At 50.6% G+C, this 26473-nt stretch carries 18 protein-coding genes, 12 tRNA genes and 2 rRNA genes; 2 read left to right on the top strand and 30 right to left on the bottom strand.

Features of this window, described 5'->3' with window-relative positions; all coding sequences use genetic code 11:
* Positions 1-60 precede the first annotated feature (60 nt).
* From PUT07_RS08260 to PUT07_RS08295, 8 genes are all read right to left on the bottom strand, one after another.
* Complete coding sequence (locus PUT07_RS08260; protein ID WP_274467388.1) at positions 61-1665, bottom strand: response regulator transcription factor; 1605 nt, start codon at positions 1663-1665, stop codon at positions 61-63.
* Positions 1643-3400 carry a cache domain-containing sensor histidine kinase gene (locus PUT07_RS08265; RefSeq protein WP_274467389.1) on the bottom strand — a complete coding sequence of 586 codons (1758 nt, stop codon included), beginning with the start codon at positions 3398-3400 and terminating at the stop codon, positions 1643-1645. Before PUT07_RS08265 ends, PUT07_RS08260 begins: the two co-directional genes overlap by 23 nt.
* An 80-nt stretch (positions 3401-3480) precedes the next feature.
* The gene (locus PUT07_RS08270) at positions 3481-4326 is read right to left on the bottom strand and encodes a carbohydrate ABC transporter permease (RefSeq protein ID WP_274467390.1); all 846 of its coding nucleotides are present in this window, start codon (positions 4324-4326) and stop codon (positions 3481-3483) included.
* Positions 4326-5282 (bottom strand): carbohydrate ABC transporter permease, encoded by a 957-nt coding sequence (locus tag PUT07_RS08275; protein ID WP_274467391.1) that lies wholly within the window; start codon positions 5280-5282, stop codon positions 4326-4328. The genes PUT07_RS08270 and PUT07_RS08275 overlap by 1 nt, the downstream gene beginning before the upstream one ends.
* Before the next feature lie 169 nt (positions 5283-5451).
* Positions 5452-5703 (bottom strand): hypothetical protein, encoded by a 252-nt coding sequence (locus PUT07_RS08280; protein WP_274467392.1) that lies wholly within the window; start codon positions 5701-5703, stop codon positions 5452-5454.
* A gap of 16 nt (positions 5704-5719) precedes the next feature.
* Positions 5720-5917 (bottom strand): hypothetical protein, encoded by a 198-nt coding sequence (locus tag PUT07_RS08285; protein ID WP_274467393.1) that lies wholly within the window; start codon positions 5915-5917, stop codon positions 5720-5722.
* Positions 5918-5944: 27 nt separating this feature from the next.
* Positions 5945-7486, bottom strand: coding sequence for a right-handed parallel beta-helix repeat-containing protein (locus PUT07_RS08290; RefSeq protein WP_274467394.1), 1542 nt, complete (start codon positions 7484-7486; stop codon positions 5945-5947).
* Positions 7487-7560: 74 nt separating this feature from the next.
* Positions 7561-8889, bottom strand: a complete 1329-nt coding sequence (locus PUT07_RS08295; protein WP_274467395.1) for an ABC transporter substrate-binding protein — start codon at positions 8887-8889, stop codon at positions 7561-7563.
* Positions 8890-9085: 196 nt separating this feature from the next.
* On the opposite strand from PUT07_RS08295, the gene PUT07_RS08300 reads away from it, so the two are divergent.
* On the top strand, positions 9086-10903 hold the full coding sequence (locus tag PUT07_RS08300; RefSeq protein ID WP_274467396.1) for a sensor histidine kinase: 1818 nt from the start codon (positions 9086-9088) through the stop codon (positions 10901-10903).
* Complete coding sequence (locus PUT07_RS08305) at positions 10896-12431, top strand: response regulator transcription factor (protein WP_274467397.1); 1536 nt, start codon at positions 10896-10898, stop codon at positions 12429-12431. Before PUT07_RS08300 ends, PUT07_RS08305 begins: the two co-directional genes overlap by 8 nt.
* Positions 12432-12472: 41 nt before the next feature.
* Here PUT07_RS08305 and glmS read toward each other — a convergent pair whose 3' ends face one another.
* From glmS to PUT07_RS08415, 22 genes are all read right to left on the bottom strand, one after another.
* Positions 12473-14302 (bottom strand): glutamine--fructose-6-phosphate transaminase (isomerizing), encoded by a 1830-nt coding sequence (glmS, locus tag PUT07_RS08310; protein WP_274467398.1) that lies wholly within the window; start codon positions 14300-14302, stop codon positions 12473-12475.
* A gap of 535 nt (positions 14303-14837) precedes the next feature.
* Positions 14838-16178, bottom strand: coding sequence for a phosphoglucosamine mutase (glmM, locus tag PUT07_RS08315; RefSeq protein WP_274467399.1), 1341 nt, complete (start codon positions 16176-16178; stop codon positions 14838-14840).
* A 29-nt stretch (positions 16179-16207) separates the two neighbouring features.
* Positions 16208-17515: a CdaR family protein gene (locus tag PUT07_RS08320; RefSeq protein ID WP_274467400.1), complete on the bottom strand. Its 1308-nt coding sequence runs from the start codon at positions 17513-17515 to the stop codon at positions 16208-16210.
* The gene (gene cdaA, locus PUT07_RS08325) at positions 17508-18323 is read right to left on the bottom strand and encodes a diadenylate cyclase CdaA (protein WP_145659082.1); all 816 of its coding nucleotides are present in this window, start codon (positions 18321-18323) and stop codon (positions 17508-17510) included. The genes PUT07_RS08320 and cdaA overlap by 8 nt, the downstream gene beginning before the upstream one ends.
* A 187-nt stretch (positions 18324-18510) precedes the next feature.
* Positions 18511-19116, bottom strand: coding sequence for a zf-HC2 domain-containing protein (locus PUT07_RS08330; protein ID WP_274467401.1), 606 nt, complete (start codon positions 19114-19116; stop codon positions 18511-18513).
* Positions 19117-19185: 69 nt separating this feature from the next.
* Positions 19186-19782 (bottom strand): RNA polymerase sigma factor SigW, encoded by a 597-nt coding sequence (gene sigW, locus PUT07_RS08335; RefSeq protein ID WP_274467402.1) that lies wholly within the window; start codon positions 19780-19782, stop codon positions 19186-19188.
* 60 nt (positions 19783-19842) lie between these two features.
* Positions 19843-20712, bottom strand: coding sequence for a DMT family transporter (locus PUT07_RS08340; protein WP_274467403.1), 870 nt, complete (start codon positions 20710-20712; stop codon positions 19843-19845).
* 124 nt (positions 20713-20836) lie between these two features.
* Complete coding sequence (gene ppc / locus PUT07_RS08345; RefSeq protein WP_274467404.1) at positions 20837-23623, bottom strand: phosphoenolpyruvate carboxylase; 2787 nt, start codon at positions 23621-23623, stop codon at positions 20837-20839.
* A 212-nt stretch (positions 23624-23835) separates the two neighbouring features.
* Positions 23836-23906, bottom strand: a tRNA-Gly gene (locus PUT07_RS08350).
* A 9-nt stretch (positions 23907-23915) separates the two neighbouring features.
* Positions 23916-23989: transfer RNA gene (locus PUT07_RS08355), tRNA-Pro, on the bottom strand.
* Positions 23990-24010: 21 nt separating this feature from the next.
* Positions 24011-24087: transfer RNA gene (locus tag PUT07_RS08360), tRNA-Arg, on the bottom strand.
* A 6-nt stretch (positions 24088-24093) separates the two neighbouring features.
* Positions 24094-24168 (bottom strand) — tRNA-Gly (locus PUT07_RS08365).
* Positions 24169-24206: 38 nt separating this feature from the next.
* Positions 24207-24286: transfer RNA gene (locus tag PUT07_RS08370), tRNA-Leu, on the bottom strand.
* A 14-nt stretch (positions 24287-24300) separates the two neighbouring features.
* Positions 24301-24373 (bottom strand) — tRNA-Lys (locus PUT07_RS08375).
* 8 nt (positions 24374-24381) lie between these two features.
* Positions 24382-24453 (bottom strand) — tRNA-Gln (locus PUT07_RS08380).
* An 8-nt stretch (positions 24454-24461) separates the two neighbouring features.
* Positions 24462-24534: transfer RNA gene (locus PUT07_RS08385), tRNA-Thr, on the bottom strand.
* A 12-nt stretch (positions 24535-24546) separates the two neighbouring features.
* A tRNA-Val gene (locus tag PUT07_RS08390) sits at positions 24547-24622 on the bottom strand.
* 14 nt (positions 24623-24636) lie between these two features.
* A tRNA-Glu gene (locus tag PUT07_RS08395) sits at positions 24637-24711 on the bottom strand.
* Positions 24712-24721: 10 nt separating this feature from the next.
* Positions 24722-24797, bottom strand: a tRNA-Thr gene (locus PUT07_RS08400).
* A gap of 2 nt (positions 24798-24799) precedes the next feature.
* A tRNA-Asn gene (locus tag PUT07_RS08405) sits at positions 24800-24875 on the bottom strand.
* A 5-nt stretch (positions 24876-24880) separates the two neighbouring features.
* Positions 24881-24997, bottom strand: a 5S ribosomal RNA gene (rrf, locus tag PUT07_RS08410).
* 132 nt (positions 24998-25129) lie between these two features.
* Positions 25130-26473 (bottom strand): 23S ribosomal RNA (locus PUT07_RS08415); the annotation flags it as partial.

Here is a 26473-nt window from a genome sequence, read left to right on the forward strand (position 1 = left end):
AGACAAATGAGAGAAATGAACACACTTACTATTAGAAATGATCAATCCTGACAGGGCCGTCTACTTTTTCCCCAGCTCACTCGGATTCTTGCCGTAATACTTCTTGAAAATAGAGCTGAAATACGGAACCGTCTTATACCCGACTTTCTCCGCGATTTCATAAATCATATATTTGCCTTCGATTAAAAGCGCCTTCGCCTTCTCCATGCGAACCCGGATGACATAGTTGGTGAACGTCTCGCCTGTCGCTTTCTTGAAAATCTGATTCAAATAATTTCGCGATAAGTACAGCTCCTTGGACAGGTCCTCCAGGTTGATCTCCTCCGCATAATGCTCATGGGCGTATTGAATCATGAAATCGACAGCATCCTTATGCTTGGCATTCTCACTCCAAGTGCGGCTGGAGGCGATGGTTTGCAGCTTGTCCTTCAACCAGCCGCGCAGGCCGTCGATCGTGTGTATCGCGGCGATCTCTTGGGATAACGCGATACCGGGGAACAGGTCATCGAGCACGACCCCCGTACTATATAACGAGTACGCCAGAATCGTCCATAGTTCCCGGCACAAGTACTGCAAGTAAGCCGGCGTTACGGCGCCTTCCTTCTGCATGCCTTCCAACTGCATCACATAATCGTCCATGATCCGGTCGGTCGTCTCCTCCTTAGAATACACGATCGCTTCAGCCAGCTCCTGATAAAATTTGACGGGCCTAATCGCGAACGCCTTATCCGCATTCATCAGCAAGGGGCCACCCTGCTCGTGAACGATCGATTGCCGAAGCAGCTGGTGGAACGCCTCCTCGGTGGAATCCGAGATTGCCGTCCAGCTTGTCTTCACACCGCCGAAGCCGATCCGAACGTCCAACTTCAGATAGGTGCGGATGCAATCCATAATCCTCTCGCCGATGAGCTGAACTTTCGCTAATTCCTTGCTGCCGGGCGCCAGATGAAACAAGACGGCCGCATGATGACTGTGCAGCTCCACGAACTGCGCGTCGGGCCAATCCTCCGCCAGAATCTCCCGGATGATGTTCGCGAGCGCGAACCGGTACAGACTCCAATCCGTCAGCGTCAGATTCGGGAGGCGGCTCGTGCTGAGCAGCTCGATCCCCATGACGAGATGGTCCCGCTCCAGCCAATTCGTCCGCTCCGCCAGCGCCAAGCTCTCGCCGGCGAGCGCCGGGTCCAGCGTTCCTGTCACAACCGACTTCAGCCATTCCTTCTGTACGAATGGCTCATACATCATCAGCCGGCGGCGTACTTCCTCCTGCTCGAGCTTTCTGAGCTCCTTGGCTTCCAGCTCCTTAATGACCCGCTCCAGCACGCCGCGCAGCTCCTCCATCGTCACCGGCTTGGACAAATAGTCGCTGACCTGCAGACGCAGAGCCTGACGGGCATACTGAAAGTCGGAGTAGCCGCTCAGGATAATGACCTCTCCGGGAAAGTTCTCTTTCTTCAGCTGTTCGATCATTTCCATACCATTCATCACGGGCATATAAATATCGGTGATGACAATATCCGGTGAAGTTTCCCGAATCATCGCCAAACCTTCCTTGCCGTCCACCGCTTCACCGGCCCATTCGGCTTCAAGCGATTCCCACGGGATCGCCTTCTTCATACCCTCCAACACTTGGAAATCATCGTCAATAATCAGAATTTTCCACATGTATCCGTTCCTCCGTCTCCGGTTTATGCTCGATGATCGGCAAAAGAATCGTAACCCGGGTCCCCCCGGTCTCCAAGTTCCGTATAGTAATTCCGTAGGGCGCGCCGACATAGGCGGCAATTCGCTCTTTGACGTTCCGGATGCCGTAGCCGCCTGTCTTCCGCGGCTTCTCCCGCTCCCAGCCCGGCTGAAGACCGACGCCGTTGTCCGTGATATCAAACATAATATCCCCGTCCCGCACATGGGCTTCGATCCGGATCTCTCCTGACTTCCTGCCATGGAATCCATGAATGAAGGCATTTTCAACGAAAGGCTGAAGCGTGATTCGCGGCATGTACAATTCTTTCATCGCCTCATCCATGACGATGCTATAGGTGAGCCGCTCCCCCCAGCGAATCTTCTGAATTTCCAAATAGCATTCGACATGCGTCATTTCGTCCTGAACCGGAATCATGGTCGCTCCATTGGAGAGGCCGATTCGGAACATTTTACCTACTAACGAAAGAATTCTGCTGATCTTCTCCTGCCCGGACTCGATGGCAAGCCAATTCAATTGATCCAATGTATTGTACAGAAAATGCGGATTGATCATCGCTTGAAGCGCCAAGATTTCGGCTTCTTTCTGACGCTTGTGCTGGGTTTCCAAGGAACGCAGAAGCTCCTCGATCCGCTCCATTTGCCTGCGGTAGCCGTTAAACAAATAACCGAACTCATTCTTATAATCCCCCGGCAGATCTGCCATCGCTCCCTTCGCAGGGACCCTGCCCATAATAGAGACAAGCTGCCGAATTGGCTTCGTGAATTGCCGCGAAATGAATAACGTGAAGAAAGAGGCCAAGAAGATGGCGGACAATCCTGTGAAGACTAGGATATAGGCTAACCGCACGCTGCCGTGAATGACATTTCTCCATGGCGTGACTTCCACCAGCATCCAACCGGAACGCGCTTTGTTCCAGACGAGCAGCACATCTTCTCCTTGCGCGGACGGCATGCGAATATAGTCCGATTTCTCTTCCTGGCTCCGAATATTCTCCAGCTCCTCGGCATCGAAGACCGGATTTCCGGTCATCGCGATCGTGGTGCCGCTATTATCGAGCAGAACCCGGTTGCGGCCTGTCGTTTCCCCGCGTATCAAGTTTTCGATCTCGGCTGCTTTCACATTCAACATGAGCAGCCCTTCATAGATTCCCGAGTTATTATACATCTTCCGCACGAAGCTGATGAACCGCTGCGGTCCTGTATTCGTCTGCAGCGTATGCTCGGGAATCCAGGCGAAGTCGTTTTTCTGAATTTGCGGATACCAACTCTGCTGCTGGACCCTCTGCAGGCTTATGAATTGGACAGGTCCCTGCGGCTCGCTCTGCGGCGGGGTCTCCATGAACACATAGATCGATTGTACCATCGTAGTGCTATAGGTAATGCTGGCGAGCATTTTGTACAGATCGTCCTTCCGGCGAAGCCGCTCGAAGACATCGTTCTCCAACGGATCGTAGCCGATCGTGACCATGTTTCGCGAGGCGGCCAGCGACATTTGCTCGATCGACCGGAGCTGAATATCAAGCTGCTTGTTCAGCTCGTTCAGAACGTCTTGCTGGTACAAGAATGTGTTATCCGCCAGTTCGCGGGAAGTCAGGGTATAGCTGATCCATGTGAACAGCATGAGCAAGGCGGCGATGAAAGCGGCGAAGCTGCCGAATAATAGCCGGTCAATGCGGATGTTCTTGAACAGACTCATTCGGGCGATCTCCTTTATCTCCGTTTTTCTGCAACAAACGGGAAAAAGCTGCCGGCAGCAGCTCTTTTTTTCTACATATTTTATCCCTTCACGGCACCCGAAGCAATGCCATCGACAAAATGGCGCTGAGCCAGGAAGAAAATGATCAAGGCCGGTACGATAGACACCAGCGACATGGCCAGCAATTGCCCCCACGGGAGTGCGGACTGGCTGTCGACGAACAGCTTGAGCGCCAAGCCGACGGTATACTTCTCCACGGAGTTGATGTACAGCAGATGTCCGAAGAAGTCGTCCCAATTCCACAAGAAGCAGTAGATCCCAACGGAGACGAGCGCCGGCTTCGTGAGCGGCAGAATGATTCTCCAATAAATACCGAGCCAGGAGCAGCCGTCCATTTTGGCCGACTCATCCAATTCTTTGGGCAGCTGCCGGATGAACTGAATGAGCAGGAAGATGAAGAACGGGCCGCCGACACCGCCTGCCAGAGCATGCGGGACGAAGAACGGCAGGTATGAATTGACCCAGCCGAATGCGTTGAACATGATGTACTGCGGTACCATGGTAACCTGGCCGGGCAGCATTAAGGTGACCATGAGAATGCCGAACCAAACTTTCTGGAACGGAAAATGCAGCCGCGCGAATCCGAAAGCTACCAAGGAGCAGGAGAGCACGGAGGTGATCAGAACGCCCAGAATGAGCTCGAACGTGTTGATATAGAAGTGGGTGAACGAGTATTTGGGCAGTGCCACCCAGCCTTCGGTGAAATTGGTCCACAGCCATTTCGAAGGAAATAAGCCAGGGGAGCTCATCTCCTCATTGGATTTGAACGCTGCTCCTACCCACCATAGAATGGGATACACCATAAGCAAACTGAATATGGTCATGAAGACGTGCGTCTTGAGTGATCCTCTTTGTGTGTGACTCATCATTTTTTGCTCCCTTCGGTCTCGTAGAACACCCAATAGCGGGACGAGGCAAAGATTAGCGCCGTAGCGATACCGATAATGACCAGCAGGATCCAGGCGAGCGCAGAGGCATAACCCATGTCATACCGGGAGAAAGCCCGATCGTACAAGTACAAAGCGTACATATAGGTTGAATTGATCGGCCCGCCCTTCGTGATGACGAAGGCTTGCGTGAACATCTGGAAAGAGCCGATCGTCTGCAGCACCAGATTAAACAGCAGTACGGGGGAAAGCATAGGCAGCGTAATCGCAAAAAACTGTCTCACCTTGGAAGCGCCGTCAACGGAGGACGCTTCATACAGATCTGCCGGGATTTGTTTCAAACCCGCTAGGAAGATGACCATAGATGAGCCGAACTGCCAAGCAACAAGCACAACCAACGTACCCAGCGCGGTACTTGGACTGCTGATCCAACTTACACCTTGGATGCCGAACAGCCCCAAAATTTTGTTAATGATCCCGTCGATGCCGAATATGTTCTTCCATAATACGGCCACGGCAATGGAGCTGCCGATCAGGGAAGGCAAGTAAATCAACGTTCGATAGAACGAGATGCCCTTAATATTTTTATTGAGCAGCATCGCGACCATGAGGGCGCTAAACAGCTTGATCGGAACAGAGAAAACGACGAAGAGCAGGGTCACCTTCAACGATTGGCGAAATACGTCGTCATCCACAAAAATGCGTTCATAGTTTCGTATGCCTACCCATTCCGGAACATCCAGCAGCGTAAACTTCGTGAAGGAATAATAAAGCGATTGCAGCATCGGCCACATCGTTAACAGCAGGAGTCCGAGCAGCCACGGGGAGATGAATAAATAGCCTGCAATCGGCGACTCCCATCGGCCCTTCAGTGAAAAAGCGGAAGTACGCTTGCGAACCTGCTTATGGGATAGGGTCGTTGTCTTTGTATTCATCGTACCGGCCCACCTCATTTCATTGATGTTGTTTCTAGTGTAAGTATAATAGGGGCGGGTCTGTTCTAAAATGAGACGAATGAACACATCTATTCATAGATTTGAACACAGTAATAGGAAAAGACCCGGACTGTGGTGTCCGAGTCTTCTATATGCCGCACGCGGCCGCTTAAGTCAACTTATGTACACGCGCAGTCAATTCCTCTGTCATTTGCCCGAGCGTCATTACTTCCTGCTGAATTTGGGCTGTTGTTTCAACTTGTTCATTGGCTCTCTTCAGCACGTCTGACGTACCGTCCGAGAAGCCCTTCGCCACCTCGAGGGCCATCTCGTTCGTCGCGCTGATTTGCTCGGCATTCGCCGAAATATGCTCCGTCCACTTCGCCAGCGTATCCTTAGCCGTCGCCTGCGCCTCCCCCAAGGAAATCCCTGACTCCTTAACCTCTATATCCCAATTGTGGGAAAATGGCTACGGCTGTCTCCGTTACGTGTTGCAGTTCTTCCTTATTTCCCTCCATTTGATGATTTGCAGAAACATAAGTATGATACCCTGACAGCGAGGCGCACAAGATAATGCTTATTGCCAACGACAACAGGAGTCTGAAGCTTAGCGTGTTGAACTTGTTCCAATCCATAACCGTTCCCCCTTTGCTCGATCTGACCTATTGGTTTAGCCGTTTATAGCCAGCCTCCGATTTCTCTACGATTCGGATTGGATCGCCGACAATCTTGACAGTTTCTACCGGCATTTGGGAGATACTCAACAGCTTGTTCGGCAGAAGCAGCGCATTATCTTTCAATACCACCCGGGAACAGGCCTGCAGCTTGTAAATCGGATTTCGGGCCGGACTGGTACCGACAACCTCGTTTCCTTGGATAACCAAATCCTGGGCTCCTTGTGCATCCACCACTGTGGTGCCATCCAAATAGAAAAAATTTTGCTTAATAGCTATACGGCTAACGGCTATATGATCGGCAGCTGGCATCTCCTCTCTCCTCTGTTCTATGAAAACAACAGGGTCGCCGCACTTGATAAAATAGTTCTCGTCAATCGTCACCTCGCCCCCCTCACTCGGAGAGGCCATTCCGCTATCTGCACCGTTGTCGATCAGAATGCCGCTAAGCGGCATTCTGTGGAACGCATTAGAACGAATGACGGTCTTGCCTCCAGCAGCTATACGAACCCCTCGCATCGCAACACTCGCGAAGCGGTTCCCTATGATTTCAACGCACGGGTTTCCCCGCATGCCATACACTTGCACGGCATCGCCATGCGAACCGCTAAAGTTGTTATGATAAATACCAAGCTTGCCTGTGCAATGAATCATCCGAACAAAAGCGGAGAATGCCGCCGCCGTGCGCCCTGTACCCTCCCTTGGGGCAAAATGCAGGTGCTGCAGGGTCAAGTTATCCGAATATTGGGCGGTCAAGCCGTATCCTGGTGCATAGCCATAGTGCACTTGATCGAACACAATATTCTTGCTGCGGACGACTATCGTCCCCGCCTGATCCCTGCTGTCCTCCCACATCAGATAGATGTGTCCAGGCATAGCTTCATGCCGCCGGTTATAATGGAGTCTGACCTTGTAAGACTCCAGCTCCTCCGCGTGAGAGGCCTCCGTTACCGGATTCCCCGTTCGCCAAGTGCGGCCTGTGTGCGGATCGGTTACTTGGGCAGGACCTGATGAGGACCTCCAGCCTTGGCCCATCCAAACCAATTGATTACCTTCGATGGCATACCAGGAATCCGGATGAATCGCATAATCAACGGCCGTCTCATGAACCGCTTCAACGATCATTTCCGATACGGTTGGCCGCTCATAATCGATCGATACCCGCTTGATTTCGATATCCTGGCTTTCGTCAACGACAATCGGGACCATCTTCCCATGATAAACAAATAAGGCCCCGTTACCTTCTATCGTGATGTTCGACATCCCTTTGATATGCATTCCGATGCGTTTCGTATGATCCCGAATATCCAGCATAGAAGCCGTGCCGGATATACAGTATTGTTCCTTGGTTGCATATGTATCATAAAAATCATACCTGCCGCTCTCGAATTCGATAATGACCTTATGATCGATTCCTCCTGCTATGGTTAATATCGCTCCTATTGCCTCGCAAGCGTCTTCGCCTGTATCGGGCTTCATACCGTACTGAGATACTCGCAGTATAGTCGTATCGCCGGCTGTCTCCTCCATGGTATTCCCCTTTCCTTATCCCCCATCATTCTTATCCTAACGACGGGCCTTTCTCCATTTGCATTGGGTTGGTATTATTTAAATCCGGGAATTTGGGCTGTTTTCCCATTCCTCACATAGGCCTCGCTATATGTCTGCACGAATTGATCCGCAGTCATCCGCCCTGCCATCAGCTCTGTATAGGCCGCGACCAATTCCTCATAGGGTATCGGCACTACATACACGTCGTCACCATGATTGGCGGTGTTTCCAGCGCGGATGACAGCTTGAACATCCAGCAAGGCCGATGACAGATGGGCCGACACGTCAACATCCCTGAACGCGCTAATGCCCGGGGACTTCTCTAAATAGGCCTTCACCTGCTCTTTCTCCGACAAATACCGCAGCAAATCTTTGGCCGCTTCCGCATGCCGGCTATTCTTGGCAATATACATCTGCGAAGCGCCGCTTAGCGCCATTCTCGCCGTGCCGTCCTTGTTCGGAAGGGGGAAGAAGCCGATGGAGACGTCCGCCCTCACCTTCGAGACCTCGGAATCGAAGAAAACCCCTTGGATGACCATCGCAGCTTTACCGGTTGCCAGAGCTTGCTTCTGGTGATCGTATGTTGCCGTTAGATTTCGATTCAGGTAGCCTCGCTTCACCCATTCCTCAACCTGCTTGTACTGGTAGTTGAAAGCGGGAATATCCTTCCATTGCGTCAGGTTGTGATTTAGTTGATCCCACAGCGCCGGATCCATGCCGCCCACCGCTCCGATAACCGCATTTCTATGCTGCAGCAGGGTCCATCCTTCTTGGGCAGCAAAAAACAGCGGCGTTATCCCTCTTGCTTGAATGACAGCCAGATTCTTATTGAAATCATCCATTGTCTTAGGAACGGACAGCCCCAGTTCGTTGAAAATCTGCTTATTATAGAACACCCCCCATGCGCCTAAGCCCATCGGACCCGGGAACGCATAGATATGGCCGTCCTTATACTTCAGTATTTGCAATGCGGACTCATGCAGCCTGGACTCAAATTCTTCGCCACGAATTTCTAATAATTGATTCGGTACATCGTACTTCTGATACTCACCCAAGAAAATGTCCACCTGACCGTCTTCAGCCAGCTTCGCTTTCACCACATTGTCGTATTGATCATCTTGAATGGATTGGATATGGACTACGTGACCCGTTATCTTCTCCCAGTTCGCTATCAGATCTACAATACCGCCGTAGTTTAAATGGCTTGCCGTAGAAAAATAGCGGATGGTGAAGGGCTCATTCTCTCCTCGGTTGGCAGGCTCTCGCTGAGCCTTGTCCCCTTCCCTCCCACCCAATTCAGGAGGACCGGCGCTTCGTTCGCATGCGAGTAAACCTGCCACTATACAGACTGCTGCTGCTGTTAACATCCACTTCTTCAACAATTTCTCATTCTCCCTCCTCCAAGATGTGAAGGAAAAGTTAATGTGGTTAAATTTCTTCATCTCAAGTATAGGCGGTGTTTATTCGCACATAAATACACAAAATTGACTTAAACGTTTATACAATTTTTACTGATCTTTTAATCGCTTACAATTGCGGATATACTATCACTATTCCAGATTAAACTCGGAGCTGTACATGATGTTCAATAAATTCGGCTTTCAAGGTAAGATCCTTCTCATCTTCATCGTCATTTTTGCTAGTTTAGTCACTTTTTTTGCCGTTTATTTATACGTTTATATGAAAAGTTCCCTGATTCGCACCAATCAAACGAATCTTGCCCCTGTTGTTCATAAAATATCTGATCAGATCGATATGCTTTACCAGCAGTTGGGCAATGCAGCTATCAATTACACGAACAATCAGGAAAACCTCGCGCTGATGGTCGATTTGTATCACGAAGCCGATGAAAGCGCTGCAGCCCCTTTGGTTTACAAAACAAAGCTGGCCAAAAATTTGAACGCCATCTACTCTGTAGTCAGCCAGTTATACAAAATCGTTATTTTTATTCCGGAGAAGGATGTCTTCTTCACTTATATTCGGGATGAACCGCTTGTACCGACTATTCCGGAACGATATGCCCATCCAGTTCAAGCTGTCAGCCAGCGATTCACACGCATTCCGCCTCATCCCGATGACTGGTCAACCTCACCTCAAACCGTCATTTCCGTTGTTAGTAAATTCAGTACGCCTTATTACAAAGATTTCGGCATGATTGAGCTTCAGCTTCCTTATCAAGCACTCGAACAGATAGGCCTCATGGAGCACAACAGCACCGGGAAAAAGGTGCTCATTTTCGATGATAAGGGCTCTCTGCTCTTTCCTTATTATGGGGAAGCGGACGGACTTCAAAGGGACATGGCGCTTCGGCTGATCGAAGCCATCCGAGACCATGGGGAGGGCTCGGGCGAAATTACTTTGGATAAGCAGTCGTTTCTGTTCAGCTCCTTCCGCTCAGCCAGCGCCGGGTGGACGACGGTTATCACCGATGACGAAACAATACTCCGTCAGACGGTCCGCGATTATGGCGTTATCATTACGTTATCGAGCTCCCTTTTATTGGCGGCAATCCTCGCCTTGTATTATATTCTCATACAGAGATTGACAAGGCCGCTTAAAGAGCTTACTCGAAAGGTAAGAGCCATCAGTCTGGACAATCTCTCCATGACGGTGACAACTGCGGAACCAAACGAATTTAAGCTGCTTCATCAATCGTTCAGCGACATGGTCGATAAGATCCGGGAATCGATTAATAACGAATATGAATCGCGAATCAGGGAAACAGAGGCGCACTCGTCCGCGCTGCAAGCGCAGATTAATCCTCACTTCATTTACAATACGCTTAGTGTAATCACCGCTCACTGTGAAGACAGCGATGCCGGAGTCGCGGCGGAGATGTGCGTTCGGCTGGCCGGAATGATGCGATATACCGCCTCTATGGTATCCAAAGATGTGCCCCTGCCCGAGGAAATCGGACATTCAGTCGATTACTTGGAGCTGATGAAGCTGCAGTATGATGATAGTCTAGCGTATGACATTCACCTGCCCGAAGCATTGAAGCACCTTCGAATTCCCAAGCTCACGCTCCAGCCCTTCGTGGAGAATTGCATCGATCATGGCTTCGAACATGTACTGCCGCCATGGCGCATCCGAATTTGGGGCAGCTTCGCCAGTCATGACCACTGGGAAATCACGATCGAAGACAACGGTTCCGGCTTCAAGCCGAATCAATTGGCCGAAATCAACCGACAGTTAAGCGCATACCGCGATAATTTCGAGAAAGGCAAGCTGCTGGCCAATTTGCAGATCGGCGGATTAGGCATTTTAAATACATATGCAAGATTGCTTATTCATTTCGGTAACCGTTTTTATTTGCGGATTACGAATTTGGAGGAACGAGGTTGCAAGATTCATATGGGTGTCCAGGGACCACTTGAGGAGGAACAGCATGATTAGTGTGGTAGTGGTGGAAGATAAACACCCGATATTGCGCAGTATTGTAAGAAAAATCGAGAATTACAGTCCGAAATTGAAAGTGGCCGGCACCTTCACAGATGGCAGGTCCGCGCTCCAAGCCATCCTTGAACTTAAGCCGCACCTTGTGTTTACCGATATTCGGATGCCCGGCATGGATGGGCTGCAATTAATCGCAGAAGCCAAAGAACATGTGCCTGAGACGATGTTCATCATTATAAGCGGGTATGAAGAGTTTAATTATGCGCGGCAAGCTATCCAGCTCGGTGTATCGGAATATTTGCTGAAGCCTGTTACAGATTCTTCGATTAACAGTATATTGAGCAGAACTGTACCAGGAATCATCAGACACGCACAGGAGAAAGAACACCGCATCATTGCTATGGCGATCAAACGCCCGAATACCGCTTGGCCATCGGAATATGAACATTTGGGCTACGAAAGTTATATCGTCATGCTGGTGTGTGCCGGCTCATTCTCGAAGTTATTCATTGATGTCGCTTGCCCTTTGCACGATGTATGGATTCGCCATGATCTGGCGGACCTGCTGTCGGCCAAGTTCCCCGAGCTTCCATCCTATTGGATATTGGAAGGCGAGTCGATGAACGAAGCGGTTATCGTCTTCGGCTTAACGAGCGGACAAGAGATCGAATTCCAGGCTGTGGCTGCTGGCATTATTGAACAGTTAGACGATTCAGATACTCCTGCTACGGTCACTATCAGTCGCAAAATTTCTGCTTTGTCCCAATTGAAGCTCGAATACCAAACCACGAGAATCGCCCTGCGGAAGCAGTTGATGTTCGGTCAATCGAGCATCGTCTTCGCGAAGGACAACCGGTGGCATACACCTCCCGGTCCGCAGCGCAATCCCGTCTACGATGAGCAGAAGCTCGCTTGCCTTTTCATACAAAAGAAGAAAAAAGCTTTTTTCACCGAACTGGCTACTATGCTGCAGAGCTGGGAAGAGAGCGGGATGACGCAAAACGCAATCGAGGATTATTTATATAAAATTACACACTTATGCAACAAAGCAATCATAGGCAAGCCCTACCCCGATAGCGATCTTCGGCTTGAGCTGGATGAGATCATATCGATATCCATGGACTATCCTTCGCTGCTGCGAAATTTATCCTTTCTGTTTGAGAACCTGTTCCTCTATATCGAGAATGACGAGCTGAACCCGAAGGTTGTGAAAGACATCATGATCCAGGTCGATGCTTACTTGCAGCAGCATATCGCCGATGAGATTTCGATCAACGACATTGCGGACCGCATGAGCTTGAACATCTCGTACTTGAGCAGGGAATTCAAGAAATATAAAGGGGTGGCGCCTATCGAGTACCTTACGCGGCTCAGGATTACCAAAGCCAAGCAACTGCTCGATCATGAACCCCACATGAAGTTCAAGGATATTGCCGCTAGGGTCGGTTATAGCAACCAGTATTACTTCAGCCGGGTGTTTAAATTCATTACTGGTTTAACGCCTACGGAGTATAAGAATTCGTTATGAAAAAAGGACCCGATGCTGATATCGCATCGGGTCCTTCCCTTTTATTCCACCGTTACACTCTTCGCCAAGTTCCGCGGCTTATCAACATCGTTCCCACGCGCCAAGGACGCATAGTAGGACAGCAGCTGCAGCGGGATGACCGACAAGGCCGGCGACAGAACATCCAGCGTCTTCGGAATGACGAATGTGCTGTCTACTGACTTCTGCAGCTCATGCTCGCCTTCCACTGCGATGCCCAGCACGTTCGCGCCGCGCGCCTTCACTTCCTTGATGTTGCTTACGGTCTTCTCCAGCAGCTCAAGCTGCGTGCCAAGCGCGATGACCGGAATGCCATCTTCGATCAAAGCAAGCGTACCGTGCTTCAACTCACCGGCTGCATAAGCTTCGGAGTGAATGTAAGAGATTTCTTTCAGCTTCAAGGAGCCTTCAAGCGCTACGGCATAATCCAAGCCTCTGCCGATGAAGAAGAGGTTGTCATGCTTCGCCATTTCCTCGGCAACAGCTTTCAGATCTTCGGCTTGCGCCAAAATCTCCTCAACCTGAGCCGGCAGCTCTTTCAATGCTGTAATCATCTCGGCAATTTCTTCTTCCGACTGTGTGCCGAGCGTTTGCGCCAAATGAATGCCGAACAAGTAGAACGCAATCAACTGAGACGTGTAAGCTTTCGTCGAAGCTACGGCAATCTCAGGACCTGCCCACGTCGTAATAATGTCGTCCGCTTCACGAGCAACGGAGCTTCCCACCACGTTCGTGATCGCCAGCACGTGCGCGCCGCAGCGCTTCGCTTCGCGCAGAGCTGCCAGCGTATCCGCCGTTTCACCCGATTGGCTTACCACAATCACAAGCGTATCTTTCGTAATAATCGGGGAACGATAACGATATTCAGAGGCAACATCCGTCTCAACCGGGATGCGTGCCATTTTCTCAATCACATACTTCCCAACCATACCGGCATGGTAGGCCGTACCGCAGGCAACGATATGCACGCGGCTGATTTGACGAAGCGCTTCAGGCTTAATCGTCAATTCGCTTAATGCAACCTTGCGGCCGTCCGGCGCAATGCGGCTGCCCATCGTGTCGCGGTAAGCTTTGGGTTGATCGTAGATTTCTTTCAACATAAAGTGATCGAATCCGGCTTTTTCCGCCGTTACAATGTCCCAATCGACATGGAACATTTCCCTGGAAATAAAATTCCCCTCCAAAGTCATTAATTCGACACCTTCACGCGTCAACAGTGCCATTTCGCCATCGTTCAAAATGAAAACGTTCCGCGTGTACTCGAGAATTGCCGGAATATCCGAACCGATGAAGTTCTCACCTTCGCCGATACCGATGATCAACGGACTGGCTTGACGTACCGCTACAAGGCGATCCGGCTCATATTCCGTCAGTACGCCTAGCGCGAACGCGCCAGTCATTTGTTTCACGGCCTTTTGCACTGCTTTCAAAATATCGCCTTCATACAGGTCAGCGATCAGATGCGAAATGACTTCCGTATCCGTCTCCGAAACGAACTGGTGACCTTTGGCCATAAGCTCTTCTTTCAGGGTGATGTAATTCTCGATAATCCCGTTATGCACAACGGAGAATTTCAAGGAATTGTCCGTATGAGGATGAGAATTCACATCGGATGGCTTGCCATGCGTCGCCCAACGCGTATGTCCGATTCCAACGCTTCCGTTCAGAGGAGTCTCCTCAAGCTTGGATTCCAGATTCGCGATGCGGCCCTTCGCTTTCTTGATTTGCAAACCGTTCGCCGTGTACACAGCTACACCCGCAGAGTCATAACCCCGGTATTCGAGCTTCTTCAGCCCTTCCAGCAAAATTTCCTGAGAGTTACGCTTTCCAATATATCCAACGATTCCGCACATAGTGTAGTACCTCCAATAGTTTTATGAGCCTCGATAGGCTGTTTTTCAAAGATCTTGTTCAAGTAAGCACATAGTAAATAAACCGATAAAAGCACACAACAAATAAACTTCTATATCAACGAAAACCCAAAAATTTGCATGAAAAATAAAAGGGATGTTGGATCCTTGTCAGCCCGGTCGCCCAAGCGTTTTTGCTCTCCAACTTAACGGCACTCCTCGTACCGGAAGGTCCCCGCCGAATGTTTCGAACACCTTCACCTCGTCAACTCACCTGCGTCGTAACCTTCCCGGCTACATTCCGTTCCGCCTGCGAGTTCTGGCGCTATTGTTTATGAGATCAACCTCTGCCCTGCCCTTCCTTCTTGAGTAAGTACATCATATTCATTTTTGTCTCATCGTGCAACTTCTTTTTTCTAGCAAAATGTCCCTGATCGCCCGATAATGGCATGCAGCAGCGCGGAAAAGCACGAAATGGGCGCAGATTTCCCCGGAAAAGATGTCGTAATCTCCAACTTCCGGGGAAGCTCCCGCCTAGCTAAACCAATTGCTCTTGAATGACTTTAGCAATATCATGCACGTACGCCTCAACCTGCTCCTTGTCCGGCCCTTCGGCCATGACGCGGATCAACGATTCCGTTCCGGATGGACGAACCAGCACGCGGCCGTTGTCGCCGAGCTCCTCTTCCACTTTGCGAATCGCCTCTTCAATCACCGCATTGTTCTTCAATTTGCTCTTGTCCGCGACGCGAACATTGACCAACAATTGCGGGAACTTGCGCATAATTCCCTTCAACTCGCTGAGCTTGCGGCCGGATTGTACCAACGTATTCACAAGCTGCAGAGCCGTAAGAATGCCGTCACCCGTCGAGATGTAATCGAGGAAGATGACGTGACCGGATTGCTCCCCGCCCAGATTGTAACCGCCCTTACGCATCTCTTCCATCACGTAACGGTCGCCTACGGCCGTCTGGAGCGCCTTTAAGCCCGCTTTCTCAATGCCTTTGAAAAAGCCGATATTCGCCATCACCGTCGTCACAATGGTGCCGTGGTTCAGCTTCCCGGCGCGATTCAGCGCATCGCCCAGAATGCTCAGGATGAAGTCGCCGTCGACTTCCTCTCCTGTCTCATCGATCGCGATCAAACGATCCGCGTCGCCGTCAAATGCAAGACCGATGGCTGCGCCATGCCGCACGACCTCCTCGCGAAGCTTCTCGGGGTGTGTGGAGCCGCATGCATCGTTGATGTTCCGCCCGTTCGGCTCCGCGCCGATCGTGATTACTTCCGCTCCCAGCTCGCGGAAGATCATTGGCGCCAGCTCATAAGCGGAGCCATTCGCGCAATCCAGAACCACCTTGTATCCAGCGAAAGACTCGGATACCGTCTCCTTCAAGAACGCCAGATACGCCAGCTTCGCGTCTGGGTTATCTGAAACCGTACCGATCTCGCCGCCTACCGGGCGAGGCAATTCATCCACAGCCGCGTCCAGCAGCCGTTCGATCTCGTTCTCCGTCTCATCGAGCAGCTTGAAGCCGTCGCCGCCGAAAAACTTAATCCCATTGTCCTCCACCGGATTATGGGAAGCGGAAATCATCACGCCCGCATCCGCTCCAAGCTTCTTCGTCAAATAAGCGACCGCCGGTGTGCTGACGACACCGATGCGGATCACTTCTACGCCAATCGACAGCAGACCTGCTACTAAGGAAGCTTCCAGCATTGGACCCGAAATCCGCGTATCTCTCCCGATCACGACCTTCGGATGCTTCGCCTGTCTTGTTAGTACATATCCGCCGCAGCGGCCAACCTTATATGCCAATTCCGGTGTCAGTTCGCCATTGGCGACGCCGCGCACACCGTCCGTACCAAAATATTTCCCCATGTCTCTATTCTCCTCTTTCTCTATTCCCATTATGGATTTGTTACTTTCGCGGGTCCTGTTGTCGCTGCGGCTCCTGCTCCCCCTGCCGCAGCGGACGCTGCAGGTGACGCAGGCGTTTTCTCGCTGATCTCGACGACTGCCTTCACATCTTGCGGCGCACTAAGCTTCACATAAGTCGGAAGGTTCAACGATACCTTCAACTCATGCTTGCCCGGCGGCAAATTGCTGACATCCAGTATCGCTTGCACGTCCTGAACCTTCAACTGCTCGATGATGGCAGGAGCTCCTTCGACGGATAGGTTCAGCTGCGCAGACTCCGGTGTCGTCACTTTCGTTACGTAGTTCTCATTGCCCCCGATGATCGTAATCGGGACATTCTCCAGCGCCCTGGTGATGGACGGAACGATCTCCACCTTCACCGTGACTTTGGCAGAATCCAGTTGTGTTACTTTATTCCTGAGCGGAATGTCCAGTGAAAACTCTTTCGTTTCTTTCAAATCTTGAATGTTGAGCTGCGGTCCTTGATAGAACTCCAACCGGTCCACAACGTCCTGTGTGCCATAGACGGTAACCTTGTCCGGATTCTGCGTAACCATCGAGATCGCGTAGCCCTTCGGCGGCTCCCCGCTGATCTTCAACTGCAGCGGAATCGTCTGGAATGGGCTCGTAATCGGAACCTCGACATCCACGACCGACGGATTCATATTGACATTGATCTCCTTGCCGTCTTTGTCAAATGCTTGCAGCTTCACCTGCTTCGTCACCGCAGCCTGCGCTTTATCAACGGATACCTCGCCGCGAACGTTCTCAATCTGCTCGAGCTTGCTCGTTTGCGCCGTGATATAGACCTTGTTCGGCTTCACGATCGGCTGCCCCGCCTTCAGCCCGGCTGCCGGCGTGCCCTTGACATTAATGACAACCGGCACTTCCTTCATCTGCAGTTCCTCAATGACCACATGAACGGTTCTTGGAATGATCTGCACTTCGACATCCGAAGGAAAGCCTACCGGCTTCAAAGCGAGCTGGTGATCTCCTTTGCCCACTTGGGTCAAATCCAGCTCAATCTGGTACGTATTGCTGGCGGTAACCTTCTTCACCGCAGATTCCTTGCCGCTCAGAATCACCTGTACGTTCGATGGAGACATAGACAGGATGTGATAATGAGTGTCATCATATTTCGTCGTGATAGCCACGTTATTAATCGTTTCTTCGCGCTGTCTCAGTGGTGAGCTCCCCGATATGTTCGTCTCTTCCATATGTACGACAACCCAGAGTAAAATACTGATAACCAGTGCTACGATCCTTACAACATTCGTATTCCTTAACCATTTATCCATTCGAACGGCCCCTCCATTTCAAGAAAGGGTTCTTCTCGTTCGCTTTCGCCTTCGGCTTCAGCTCTTCGAACAGCTTCGCAATCAGAGACTCTTCTTTGATATCCCGCACAATATGTCCGTTCATCGTCAACGATATCTGTCCCGTCTCCTCCGAGACGATGATGCACATGGCGTCCGAAACCTCGCTCATCCCGATGGCGGCACGATGCCGGGTCCCCAGCTCCTTGGAGATAAACGGATTCTCCGACAACGGCAAATAGCAGCCGGCAGCCATTAACTGGCCTTGCCGAATAATAACGGCGCCATCATGCAGCGGCGTATTCGGAATGAAAATATTAATCAAGAGTTCCGCACTGATCTTGCTCTCTATGGCAATCCCGGACTCTACATAGTCCGTTAAGCCTGTCTCTTTCTCGAAAACAATCAAGGCCCCAATCTTTCTCTTCGCCAAATAATTCGCTGCCCGGATGACCTCACTGATACGCTTGTTAACATCTTGATCTTCCTCGCTGGATGACCGGCTGAACAGCTTGCCGCGGCCCAACTGCTCCAAAGCTCGTCTAAGCTCCGGTTGGAAGATAATGATAACGCCTAGAACTCCGAACGTAAAGGTCTGATTCATCATCCACTGCAGCGTGCTGAGTTTAAACCAGATACTGAATACCCAGGTGATCACGACTACAAGGATACCTTTCATGAGCTGAATGGCCCTCGTTCCCCGCACCAATAGGATCAGTTTATAAATCACATAGCTTACGATCAGAATATCAACGATATCCTTTGCCGAGATGCTCGTGAGTAAGTCCATTTATTATTCTCCCCCAGGCGACTGAACACAGTGATCTCTCTATATCTAGAATCATAACATAAACCTAGGTATACTTCTATTTTTCTATCTCTATCTGAGTGTTTCCCAGGTTAATTGGTTCCATGTACCTATAGATTTACAAAAAAAACGTCCCCTTCGGCTTACTGCCATAAGAAGACGTTGAAGACTATTTCGATAGCATGCCCACGAACTCGCCCAATTTATACCAAACCCAGCCCAGAGCTTCATTCACCTGCGTAACTTCCCCCGAGATATGCGCTGTTGATGCCAAGTTTAACGAACCGTCAATGACGGTCAAATCTCCAGTAACATCGCCTTCCACTTGAAGCTTACCGCGCTGTACAACGAGATCCCCTTGCACCGTATGTCCCTTCGGCACGATCACCGTATCGCCTTGGATCACGACATCCTGCAGGTTGCTGCCCTTGACCATTAAGTTCGTATCGTCATTCCACATGGACATGAAGCTTCCGAACATCACGGCGCCGAACACGACAGCTACAGATACAGCGGGATGTCTGCGAATAAAGTCCATCCAGCCGCTCTTCTGCTTCATGGGAGGAAGACCGTTCATGATCTGTGCCGTCAGTGTGTCGGCAGCTTTCACGGGAGGCAGCATTCTGACCAGCGCTTCCGTCTTCTCTAACTGCTTGAACAACGCGTTGCAGGCCTGGCAAGCAATCAAATGCTCCTTTAACTGCCGGGATTCCGGTCCTTGCAAATCACCGTCGAGGTATTCATGGATGAGCGGGAGGGCCTCTTTGCAATTCATCGTGCAGCCACCCCTTTCTTAGACTTTTGCATGTTGTGGTATACCTTACGTTTGGAATTCAAATATGTTTCATCTTGGAACAGGATTTGTATTGGCATCTTGTTCCTCCTGCTCCAGTCGTTTCCGCAAGTATTCACGTCCGCGGTGTACGCGGGTTTTGATCGTGGTAACCGGCATATCCAGCACTTCGGAAATCTCCTGGAGGGACATATCCTGCAGATAGCGCAATACTACAATCGACTTATATTTTTCCGGCAGTGTGGCAATGGCCCTGCGAATTTGCTCCTGCGTCTCCGATACCATGATTTGTTTCTCCGGTGTGTCTTCATTGCTGGGCAGCATGGCATAGTAGTCATTGCCTTCGCCATCCGGCATCTCCGCATCCAGGGAATACGTGTTTTTCCTGCGGCGCAGCTTATCGATGCATAGATTCGTCCCTATGCGGAAAATCCATGTAGAAAATTTCTGATTCTCATCATATCGGTGCAAGTTCGTGTATACGCGCAAGAACGTCTCCTGCACCGCATCCTCGGCTTCTTGTTTGTTGTTCAGCATGCGGTAAGCCAAGTGAAAGATCTTATCCTTATAGAGCTCCACAAGCTCTGCAAAAGCATTCCGATCCCCATTCCTGGCCAGTTTAGCCAGACGTGCCTCTACAAAATTCAATTTCGTTTTCCTCCGGCTTCTTAGGCAATTCGATTCCCTTCTTATTACATACGCAGCAAGTTACGTTTTGTTTTCAGAAATTAGAATACCACCCAAAATGAACCCCATCCCTAACCATTGTATCCCATTAACCGGCTCCCCAATAATTAGAAAGGCTGCGATGATCGCCACGGGCAGCTCTATCGATCCTAACATAGCGGCGAGCGTGCTGCCAATACGTGGAATTCCGATATTAAAAGAGACGGTGGGCAAGGCCTGACCCAGGAAGCCTAGAAGCAGCCCCCAGAGCAGCAGCACCCTTCCACTTTCCTGGAAGAATACGGTCGGAGGATATACGATAAACATCACGGGAAGAGCAGCGGTCAGCATCATGGCGGAGTTCATGAGCGGCGGAAGCGTGCTTTGGACTTGACCTGTGAAAAATAGAAATCCGCTGTACGTTAGAGCCGACAACAGCCCGAATAACACTCCTGTGTAGCTGAGCTGTTCCAAATTCATTTCCCAAACGTTCATCCCCAGCAATGTTCCCAGCAGAATGAACAAGATCGCTATGCATTCCCTCCGCGAAGGGAGCTTGCGCTGTCGCCAACAGTCCATGGCAATCGTCATCCAGGTAAATTGAAACAGCAAAATAATCGACAAGGAAGCATCCAATGCCTCCAAGGCCATGTTGTAAAACGCCGTCGTTAGCGCCAATCCGAATACCCCGATCAGGCTTAGCTTTATCCAGGGTCCTGTCAAAGGATTAACCCATGATCGTCTGTGACAAAGTACTACCAGCCATACAAGTAAGGTCCCCATCGTCATTTGTGCCGGTGTAATTTGTCCATCCGTGAACCCTTGTCCGTAGGCCATTTTGATAAAAGAAGAAAGCACCCCGTAACTGGATGCACCGATAATGACAAGAACAATCGCGACCCAACGCCCCATGCTGTTACACACCTTCCGTCTATGGGCATTTATGTACAAGTACAGGAAAAGTCGAGCTGCGCTCGATTTCGAGGCCCCCGACTTTATCATCCTGTCTTATGACTTTATGTTTTATACATGAATATCAGCCTGTATTTCTCAGACCTGCTGCAATGCCGTTGATCGTAAGCAGAACTTCACGCAGCAAGATCGCATCGTCCTCGTTGTTCTCACGCAGCGCGCGGAGCTCTGTCAGCAGTTCGACCTGCATATAGCTCAGCGGATCAACGTAAGGGTTACGCAGGCGGATGGATTCTTGAATAACAGGAACGTTATCCAGAATCTCTTGTTGTCCTGTGATTTGCAAAATAATCGAGGACGTTAATTCATACTCTTCCCGAATCAGGTTGAAAATACGCTCTGCGATTTGCGATTCCTTCACCAGGTTGCCGTATTCCTTGGCAATTTGGAGATCGGCTTTGGCAAGCGCCATCTGCAGATTGTCAATCATCGTACGGAAGAATGACCATTCTTCATACATTTCTTTCAAGGTTGCCAGGTTAGCTGAATTCCCTTGATAGAAGCTTTGCAGCCCCGTGCCAGCCGCATACCATGCAGGCAGTAAATAGCGGGTTTGCGTCCATGAGAACACCCATGGAATTGCGCGCAGATCTTCGAATCTGTCGCTGTTTTTGCGTTTGGACGGACGGGAACCGATATTGAGCTCGCCGATCTCCGGAAGCGGTGTGGACTCCTTGAAGAACGTCAAGAAATCCTCATCACGGAAAATAAGATCCTGATACTTCGTCTGCGCTTGCTCCGAAATGCCGCGCATAATGGTCTCCCACTTATCTTCCTGCGGAAGCCTTTGCGGCGAGCGAGACAGTTTGGATGCGGTAATCAGCGCAAATGTCGCCTGTTCCAAGCTCCGGTAAGCAATGCCTTGCAGCGAGTAACGGGAAGACAGCACTTCGCCTTGCTCCGTAATCTTAATGCCGCCGCCCAGCGTCTCTACCGGCTGCGCGAGGATACTGCGGTTCAGCGGCATGCCTCCGCGGCCTAATGCGCCTCCGCGGCCATGGAAGAACTTCAGCTTCACGCCGAACTTACGGGCCGCTTCCGTGATGTCCTGAAGCGCCATACGCAGCTCCCAGTTCGCCGTGATCACACCGCCATCTTTATTGCTGTCGGAGTACCCGAGCATGATTTCATGCAGCTGTGTGACCGGGTCAAGGCTTGCTCGGTAAGCAGGGATCGCCAGCAGCGTGCTCATGATGCCTGGAGCCGCGTGCAAGTCGTCGATCGTCTCGAACAACGGGACGGACTGCAGGGTGCTTGTGACGGTGCCGTCGCTCTCTCTGCGGTACAAGCCGGCTTCTTTGGCAAATACAACAACTTCAAGGAGATCGCTTGCTCCTTGCGTCATACTAATGAGGTAGCTGTTGATGCAGTTGCGTCCGAATTCCTTCTGCGCTCTGCCAACCGTACGGTATACGTCCAGGCACTCCTGCGTACCTTCGGAGTAATCCAAATACGTAGACGTAATAGGTCTTGGATCATTCAGCACTTCGGTCAGAAGCGCAATTTTCTCTTCTTCCGTCAGCTTGCTGTAATCGTTCGTAATGCCCATTTTGGCCAAAATCTCCGTCATCGCAGCTTCATGCTCTTTGCTATGCTGACGAATGTCCAGAGCGGCTAAGTGGAAGCCGAAAAGCTCAACTTGACGAATCAATTTCTTCGTATATTTGTCAGCGACATAATCCGCAAAGTGGGATCTCAAGCTCGCGTCGATAATATGCAGGTCGGCGATAAGCTCGTCTGGGCTGTTGTATTTCTGGCTGGCAGGTATGTTCGGGTTGCCTGTATTGTGTACTTTCTCGATCATGTACGTTGTCTTGATGCGGTACGGCTCTTTCTCGTTCCGCCATACATCTTGGACATTACCGAGCGCTTCGCGGTCTTGCTGAATCGATGCCAGCAGCGCATCGCTTACCGTCACAATATTTTTGCTGAAGCTCATATGCTCCAACGTTTCCTTCAGTACTTCTTCATACTTCTGTAGAGCGAGTTGACGGTGCAGCCCCAACGTCTCCCAAGTCACATTCGCTCTAACGGACGGATTGCCGTCGCGGTCTCCGCCGATCCATGAACCGAATTTCAAGAAAGACGGTACATGCCATTTCTCCTGCGGATAGTATTTGTTCAAGCAGCGCTCGAGCTCGTGATAAATCTCCGGCAAGACGTCGAATAACGTTTCGTCGAAATAATACAAACCGTTGCGAACCTCGTCGATAACTGTCGGCTTACGGTCACGCAGCTCATCCGTTTGCCATAGGTTGAGTACTTCCCCAAGCAGCTTCTCACGCAATTGCTCGCGCTCGCGTGCCGTCAGCATCGGGTTATCCAGCTTCATCATATCCTCGGAAATGCGCAGGTTAATATCTAACACCGCTCTACGCATCGCTTCCGTAGGATGTGCTGTCATGACAAGCTCCAAGGAAATGGACTTCAGAATTTCTTGTACTTCTTCATAGGGTGTATCGTTGTTCTTAAGCTCTTGAACAATGCTTTCAATAGAACCAGGTTGAACGGATTCTCCGGATGAGCGCTCATAATCTCTTTTGCGACGAATCCGATGGTTTTGCTCGGCAATGTTAACGAGCTGGAAGTATATAGCGAAAGCCCGGATCACTTGATGACGAATTTCTGGATCTAGCGAAGAGATCGTATGCTTAAACTCATCATAAATTTCGATGACATAGGTTGCTCTTAAAGATTTACTCATCTCGCGAATTTTCTCAACAACATCCAGCAGATCATTGCCACCTTGGTGAACAAGCACTTCACCCAAGATGTGCCCCAAGAAACGTACGTCCCTGCGGAGCAGATTATTCGTGCCTTGCTTCTGTAGGCCGACTACATTCTCTATCATAACTCTCCACCTCATCTATTCACTATGTTGCATTAATGCTTCTCTCTATAAAAGCTAGACGTTAGAAAAACTCATTTCAGAATATTTTACCACAAACCGCCCGCGGCACATAGTCTTAAAATAAAAAAAGAGCCTATAATGGCGTGGTAATTTATGTATAATGCCTCACTATAAACAAAAAAGACCACCCGAAGGTGATCTTTCTCGTTTAAAGCGGGTGATGGGAATCGAACCCACGCTACCAGCTTGGAAGGCTGAAGTTCTACCATTGAACTACACCCGCGAGTGTATATCGGGACGACACGATTTGAACATGCGACCCCCTGCTCCCAAAGCAGGTGCTCTACCAAGCTGAGCTACGTCCCGATATGATCTTGGTACTTAAAATGGCGCGCTCTGAGAGATTCGAACTCCCGACCTTTTGATTCGTAGTCAAATGCTCTATCCAGCTGAGCTAAGAGCGCAAATAATGGAGCGGAAGACGGGGATCGAACCCGCGACCCTCGCCTTGGCAAGGCGATGCTCTACCGCTGAGCCACTTCCGCAGAGTACCTCAGGAGTTATGTAACTTCTGAGGATTTGATGCGCGTAGAGGGACTTGAACCCCCACGGTCGCCCGCTAGATCCTAAGTCTAGTGCGTCTGCCAATTCCGCCATACGCGCATATGATTTAAAAGTGAGTCATGTAGGATTCGAACCTACGACACCCTGATTAAAAGTCAGGTGCTCTACCAACTGAGCTAATGACTCATGAAGAACTGGGGATCAAGGATTCGAACCTTGGAATGACGGAGTCAAAGTCCGTTGCCTTACCGCTTGGCTAATCCCCAATGAAGCATGCCGTCGAGAGGACTTGAACCCCCAACCTACTGATTACAAGTCAGTTGCTCTACCAGTTGAGCTACAACGGCATATTCATAAGATGGTGGAGGCTGACGGGATCGAACCGCCGACCCTCTGCTTGTAAGGCAGATGCTCTCCCAGCTGAGCTAAGCCTCCATAACTAATAAAGATGGTGACCCGTAGGGGACTCGAACCCCTGTTACCTCCGTGAAAGGGAGGTGTCTTAACCACTTGACCAACGGGCCAAAAACTTACTGGAGCTTCCAACCGGGATCGAACCGGTGACCTCATCCTTACCATGGATGCACTCTACCGACTGAGCTATGGAAGCAATGGCTCCCCGAACAGGACTCGAACCTGTGACAACTCGATTAACAGTCGAGTGCTCTACCAACTGAGCTATCAGGGAATACGGCTTGGCAACGTTCTACTCTCCCAGAACCCTGCGGTTCAAGTACCATCGACGCTGGAGGGCTTAACGGTCGTGTTCGAGATGGGAACGCGTGGGTCCCCTCCGCCATCATCACCAAACAGTCAAAGCGTGTTTGCGCCCTGAAAACTAGATACGAAACTTGTAAAGTTGAACCTTAGGTATATTCTTTGGGCCCCGAGAAAGTATTCGGAATAAGCTACGAAGCTTTTCTTCACTTTCTTGGGTTAGCTTAGGATAAGCCCTCGACCGATTAGTATTCGTCAGCTGCATGCATTGCTGCACTTCCACCTCGAACCTATCAACCTCGTCGTCTACAAGGGGTCTTACTAGTTGGGAAATCTCATCTTGAGGGGGGCTTCGCGCTTAGATGCTTTCAGCGCTTATCCCCTCCGTACATAGCTACCCAGCGGTGCCTCTGGCGAGACAACTGGTACACCAGCGGTACGTCCATCCCGGTCCTCTCGTACTAAGGACAGCTCCTCTCAAATTTCCTACGCCCGCGACAGATAGGGACCGAACTGTCTCACGACGTTCTGAACCCAGCTCGCGTACCGCTTTAATGGGCGAACAGCCCAACCCTTGGGACCTACTTCAGCCCCAGGATGCGATGAGCCGACATCGAGGTGCCAAACCTCCCCGTCGATGTGGACTCTTGGGGGAGATAAGCCTGTTATCCCCAGGGTAGCTTTTATCCGTTGAGCGATGGCCCTTCCATTCGGTACCACCGGATCACTAAGTCCGACTTTCGTCCCTGCTCGACTTGTAGGTCTCGCAGTCAAGCTCCCTTATGCCTTTGCACTCTGCGAATGATTTCCAACCATTCTGAGGGAACCTTTAAACGCCTCCGTTACATTTTAGGAGGCGACCGCCCCAGTCAAACTGCCCACCTGACACTGTCCCCATACCGGATCACGGTACCAGGTTAGAACTCCGATACGATCAGGGTGGTATCCCAACGGCGCCTCCACCCAAGCTGGCGCTCAGGCTTCAAAGGCTCCCACCTATCCTGTACAGATCGTACCAAAGTCCAATATCAAGCTGCAGTAAAGCTCCATGGGGTCTTTCCGTCTTGTCGCGGGTAACCTGCATCTTCACAGGTATTAAAATTTCACCGGATCTCTCGTTGAGACAGCGCCCAAGTCGTTACGCCATTCGTGCGGGTCAGAATTTACCTGACAAGGAATTTCGCTACCTTAGGACCGTTATAGTTACGGCCGCCGTTTACTGGGGCTTCAATTCACAGCTTCGGGTTTAACCCCTAACCGCTCCTCTTAACCTTCCAGCACCGGGCAGGCGTCAGCCCGTATACTTCGCCTTGCGGCTTCGCACAGACCTGTGTTTTTGCTAAACAGTCGCTTGGGCCTTTTCACTGCGGCCCCCTCGGGCTATTCACCCTACCGAGGCACCCCTTCTCCCGAAGTTACGGGGTCATTTTGCCGAGTTCCTTAACGAGAGTTCTTCCGCGCGCCTTAGAATTCTCTTCTCACCCACCTGTGTCGGTTTGCGGTACGGGCACCTTCGCCTGGTTAGAAGCTTTTCTTGGCAGTGTGAAATCATGACCTTCGGTACTTAAA

This window comes from Paenibacillus sp. MAHUQ-63 (assembly GCF_028765165.1).
Classification (GTDB): Bacteria; Bacillota; Bacilli; order Paenibacillales; family NBRC-103111; genus Paenibacillus_E.